The sequence below is a fragment of the Anaerotruncus massiliensis (ex Togo et al. 2026) genome (assembly GCF_030825285.1).
GTDB classification, from domain to species: domain Bacteria; phylum Bacillota; class Clostridia; order Oscillospirales; family Ruminococcaceae; genus Anaerotruncus; species Anaerotruncus massiliensis.
Genome location: NZ_JAPJQF010000091.1, coordinates 1 through 5,085, shown reverse-complemented (window position 1 = coordinate 5,085; position 5,085 = coordinate 1). Strand labels below are relative to the sequence as shown.

5 protein-coding genes and 1 other RNA gene are annotated in these 5,085 nt (G+C 61.7%); 3 read left to right on the top strand and 3 right to left on the bottom strand.

The genetic code is table 11. The features are described 5' to 3' along the window. The first annotated feature begins 486 nt into the window (after positions 1-486). Positions 487-738 carry a preprotein translocase subunit SecG gene (secG, locus tag RCI06_RS14120; RefSeq protein WP_101549413.1) on the top strand — a complete coding sequence of 84 codons (252 nt, stop codon included), beginning with the start codon at positions 487-489 and terminating at the stop codon, positions 736-738. A 57-nt stretch (positions 739-795) separates the two neighbouring features. Here the strand turns inward: secG and RCI06_RS14115 are convergent, their stop codons facing one another. The 3 genes from RCI06_RS14115 to rnpB all read right to left on the bottom strand — a co-directional run bounded on the left by RCI06_RS14115 (position 796) and on the right by rnpB (position 1,997). Then, positions 796-1,224 carry a GNAT family N-acetyltransferase gene (locus RCI06_RS14115; RefSeq protein ID WP_306576413.1) on the bottom strand — a complete coding sequence of 143 codons (429 nt, stop codon included), beginning with the start codon at positions 1,222-1,224 and terminating at the stop codon, positions 796-798. Positions 1,225-1,269: 45 nt separating this feature from the next. After that, the gene (locus RCI06_RS14110) at positions 1,270-1,530 is read right to left on the bottom strand and encodes a pro-sigmaK processing inhibitor BofA family protein (protein WP_306576412.1); all 261 of its coding nucleotides are present in this window, start codon (positions 1,528-1,530) and stop codon (positions 1,270-1,272) included. A 105-nt stretch (positions 1,531-1,635) separates the two neighbouring features. Further along, an RNA gene (gene rnpB, locus RCI06_RS14105) (RNase P RNA component class A) lies at positions 1,636-1,997 on the bottom strand. 194 nt (positions 1,998-2,191) lie between these two features. Here rnpB and gdhA point away from each other — a divergent pair. Both gdhA and RCI06_RS14095 read left to right on the top strand, forming a co-directional pair. Next, positions 2,192-3,547, top strand: a complete 1,356-nt coding sequence (gdhA, locus tag RCI06_RS14100) for an NADP-specific glutamate dehydrogenase (protein WP_276874333.1) — start codon at positions 2,192-2,194, stop codon at positions 3,545-3,547. 201 nt (positions 3,548-3,748) lie between these two features. Beyond that, complete coding sequence (locus RCI06_RS14095; RefSeq protein ID WP_306576414.1) at positions 3,749-4,816, top strand: branched-chain amino acid aminotransferase; 1,068 nt, start codon at positions 3,749-3,751, stop codon at positions 4,814-4,816. The last annotated feature ends 269 nt before the right edge of the window (positions 4,817-5,085 follow it).

Here is a 5,085-nt window from a genome sequence, read left to right as displayed (position 1 = left end):
CGCTTTGCGGCGCTCGCCGCAGGCGAGGAGCGCATCTATGCCCGGGCAGGCCGCCCAAGGCGGAGGGCCCTTGAGCGCCCTTCTTCCGCCGACTTCTTGGGCGCGCAAGAAGTCGGCCCGCCGGCCGGGGCGGGACCCGGCAATCCATGCCGCCGCAGGCGGCTCCCCTCAGCCCTCCGAAGGAGGGCGATCAAATGCCTCGCCGGGCGCAGCGCGGATTATCTAAAAAGCCCCGCCGCCCACGGGGCTGCAAAGCTCCGCCGCTCCCCGAGCGGCAAAAAAAACAGAAGCCGGACGGGAGGCCCGTCCGGCTCGGGTTTTCCGCCCCGTGCAAACGCAATTTCGAGGTAAAAACCGTTTTTAGTATGCGCCCGGGGGATGAAAAGATGCAAAACGGAAAAAATTATTTGAAACCCTTGCATTGAAAGGGTGATTATGCTATCATATTACGAGTTGGAGTACTCAGGAATCGGAGGTAAAAAAAGGATGAATGCGATTGAAATCATCGGCGGCGTCCTGATCATGATTGCTGCCGTTGTGATTACCGTGACTGTCATGTTTCAGGAGGGTAAAGGCAACGGCCTGAACGCGCTTGCCGGCTCGAATGAATCGTCCTATCTCGGGAAGAACAAAAACCGCTCGATGCAGGCGACCATGGTCCGCGTCACCAAGTATACGGGGATCGCGTTTGTGGTCATCACGCTTGCGGTCTATCTCATCAGCTACGCGATGAAATAAGCGATTTGCGGACAAACGCCCGGCCGTTCGGCCGGGCGTTTTTTGTGCCGGGGATGTTCAGGAAAACTCCTTGACAAGCGTCTCATGCTCGCAGAATTCCTCGAAGAACCGTTCCCCCGTGGGCCGGTAGCCGCACTTCTCATAGAAGGGGATGGCGTAGAGCTGCGCGCCCACGACGATTTTTTTCGCGCCCCGCTCCCGCGCCGCGGCCTCGAGCCGTTCCATCAGCAGCCGCCCGAACTGCTCGCCGCGGAAGGCCTTGCACACCGCGATGCGCCCGATGTGGAAGGTCTCGCCGTCCGCGTCGCAGTAGACCCGTCCGGTGGCGGCGGGCCGGCCCTCCCGGTAGACGACCATGTGCCGCGACACCGCGTCGAACTCGTCCTCGTCGGGGATGGTGAAGCCCTGTTCCTTCGTAAATACCTCGTCGCGCACCCACAGCGCGTCGGAAAGGTTGTCCGTGCCGTCAAAAAATCGAATCTCCATAGCGTCCTCCGGTAAATGAAACGTTCACCGGACCATTATACGCCCTCACACGCCGAAAATCAACTTGACGACGAGCAGGGAAATCACGCCGGGCAGGCCGAGCAGCGTGGCGGCGCCGACGGTGAAGAGGTTGGGGGAGAGGGCGATCCCGGTGAAGGCCCCGGACCAGCAGACGGCAAGGAGGGCGGCGTTGCCGGTGAGGGCGGAGAAGCAGAGGGAACGGAGAAAATGCCGGGAACGCCACAGGGAGGCGAGCATGATCAGGCAGACGGCGCCCGCGGCGGCGGTCAGGATGGATAGCGCCATATTTTTCACCTCCGGGCTTTTGGATTCCATTACAGGATATGTCCGCGCGCCGGAGGATATGTCCAAAAAAAGAGCCCGCAGCACGTGCTGCGGGTTCTTTTGCGCGTAGAGAGGGCGTCTGTAAGCCGGGTTCTGTCGTGGACAACGATCTTTCTGGGCCGCGCGTCGCCGCGCGGCTCAAGCCGCCTTTCGGGACCCGGCGGGCCGCCGCATCGTCCCAGCTGGCGTTGCTTCGGATAGGGTTTACATGGCGGCGCGGTTACCCGCGTCCCGGTGAGCTCTTACCTCGCCTTTCCATCCTTACCACCGTCCGCGGGGGAAGCCCCCGTGATGCGATGGCGGTATCTTTCTGTTGCACTTTCCCTCGGGTCGCCCCGGCCTGCCGTTAGCAGGTATCCCGCCCTGTGAAGCCCGGACTTTCCTCACGCCCCCGCAAAGCGGGGCCGCGCCGCTGTCCAACGCGCTCTCTACACTGGTGTAAGTATACGCCAAACGCACGAATCCGTCAACCTTGTCCGTCAATCCTGCAAAGATCATATAAAAAACGTGAAAACTTTGAAAAAAGACCGTTTTTTTGCAACATTCATCTTGCATCACTGCAAATGATTCATTATAATAAAGAATATCTGATAAGGATGAAATTCGATAAGGGGGAATTTTCATGTCAACCTTTCAAAGTACATATCTGCAGGGCGTCTACGACACCGTATGCAAGCGCAACCCAAACGAACCGGAGTTTTTGCAGGCGGTCAGGGAGGTCCTCGAATCGTTTGAGCCGGTCGTGGCCCAGCGCCCCGACCTTGTAAAGGCGGGCATCATCGACCGGATCGTCGAGCCCGAGCGGTTCATTCAGTTCCGCGTCTCGTGGGTGGACGACGAAGGCAACGTCCAGGTCAACCGCGGCTTCCGCGTCCAGTACAACTCCGCGATCGGCCCCTATAAGGGCGGCCTGCGGTTCCATCCGAGCGTCTGCGCGTCGGTCATCAAGTTCCTCGGCTTCGAGCAGTGCTTCAAGAACTCGCTGACCGGGCTGCCGATGGGCGGCGGCAAGGGCGGCTCCGACTTCGACCCCAAGGGCAAGAGCGACGGGGAGATCATGCGCTTCTGCCAGAGCTTCATGACCGAGCTCTACCGCCACATCGGCCCGGACACCGACGTCCCGGCGGGCGACATCGGCGTGGGCGCGCGGGAGATCGGCTACCTCTACGGCCAGTATAAGCGCCTGCGCAACGAGTTCACCGGCGTGCTGACGGGCAAGAGCCTCTCCTACGGCGGCTCCCTCATCCGCCCGCAGGCCACCGGTTACGGCCTGCTCTACTTCACCCAGCAGATGCTCAAATCGATGAAGAACGACTCCCTCGCGGGCAAGACGGTCGTCATCTCCGGCTCGGGCAACGTGGCCATCTACGCCTGCGAGAAGGCGCAGGAGATGGGCGCGAAGGTCGTCGCCATGTACGACTCCAACGGCTATATCTACGACAAGGAGGGCATCAAGCTCGACGTCGTCAAGCAGATCAAGGAGGTCGAGCGCGCCCGCATCAAGGAGTATGCCGCGCGGGTGCCCGGCGCCGAGTACCACGAGGGCTGCAAGGGCATCTGGACGGTCAAGTGCGACGTCGCGCTGCCCTGCGCGACCCAGAACGAGATCGATGCGGAGGCCGCGCGGGCGCTCGTCGCAAACGGCGTGATGGCGGTCTGCGAGGGCGCGAACATGCCCAGCACCCCCGAGGCGGTCGAGATCTTCCAGAAGGGCGGCGTAATCTTCGGACCGGCGAAGGCGGCCAACGCGGGCGGCGTGGCGGTCAGCGGCCTGGAGATGTGCCAGAACTCGGCGCGCTATTCCTGGACGGCCGAGGAGGTCGACGCCAAGCTCAAAAACATCATGGAGAACATCTTCCACAACGTGTTTGATGCGTCGAAGGAGTTCGGCGCCGAGGGCAACCTCGTAATGGGCGCGAACATTGCCGGCTTCATGAAGATCGCCGACGCGATGAAGTGGCAGGGCGTCGCCTACTAAGCGAAACGGGTCCCGCACAGCGGATGAGAAACGATCAGGCTGCCGGAATTCCTTTCCGGCAGCCTGTTTCCATACCGCCGGAGGTTTGTGGTATCTGACGAAAATAACGGATTTTTTTTGACACGGAACCGCTTCCGTGCTATGATGGAAACCATATAGAAAACCGTATCACCGGGGAGAAAAAAGGAGTGTTTACCTATGATGGAGATCAAGGTCACGCTGACCGATCATCCGAAGCAGAAGCCCGACGAGAACAACCTCGGCTTCGGCCATATCTTTACCGACCACATGTTCCTGATGGACTACGACGACGGACAGGGCTGGCACGACCCGCGCGTCGTCCCCTACGGCCCCATCCCGATGGACCCGGCCTGCTCCTGCCTGCACTACGCGCAGGAGGTCTTCGAGGGCATGAAGGCCTACCGCACCGCCGACGGCAAGATCCAGTTCTTCCGTCCCGGCCAGAACTTCAAGCGCCTGAACACCTCCTGCGAGCGCCTCGTCATCCCGAAAATGGATGAGGAGCTGCTGATGGAGGGCCTCAAGCGGCTCGTCACCATCGAGAAGGACTGGGTCCCCTCCGCGCCGGACACCTCCCTCTACATCCGCCCCTTCATCGTCGCCACGCAGGCGGTGCTGGGCGTGCATCCGTCCGCGCACTACGTCTACTGCGTCATCCTCTCGCCCTCGGGCGCCTACTACGCGGGCGGCATCGATCCGGTCAAGATCTACGTCGAGACAAAATACGTCCGCGCGGCCTCCCAGGGCGGCATGGGCGCCTACAAGACGGGCGGCAACTACGCCGCCAGCCTCATCGCGCAGGAGGAGGCCGAGAGGCAGGGCTATTCCCAGGTGCTGTGGCTCGACGCGGTCGAGCGCAAATACGTCAAGGAAGTCGGCTCGATGAACGTCTTCTTCAAGATCGACGGCGAGATCGTCACCCCGGAGCTCGACGGCAGCATCCTGCCCGGCATCACCCGCAAATCGGTCATCCAGCTGCTCCGGTCGTGGGGCATGAACGTCTCCGAGCGCAAGCTCTCGATCGATGAGCTCGAAAGCGCCGCCAAGGCGGGCAAGCTCGAAGAGGCGTGGGGCACCGGCACCGCCGCCGTCATCTCGCCGATCGGCGAGCTCAAATGCGGCGATACCGTCACCGTCATCAACGAGGGCAGGATCGGCGAGATCAGCCAGAAGCTCTACGATACGATCACCGACATCCAGTGGGGACGCATCCCCGATCCCTTCGGGTGGATCACGCCCTGCTGCTGACCTCTTGGGTTTGCCGCGCTGCGACGGCCCGCAGGCCTAGTGCCGGAGGCGTGTCCCGCCGACGGCCGCCCGGCGGGGATTAGACGGGAATTGCCGCTTTATAAGCGGCAAGAATTACTTGCGCGTTCCGCCGCGCACCACGGGTTCCTTTTCGGACGGACGAAAAGGAACCAAAAGTCCGCCTAAGGGACTTCCGCCAGTCCCTTAGGAATCCCCGGGAGTACCTTGCCAGTACCCGCAGACTACCGCCGCTCCCCACAGGTACACCA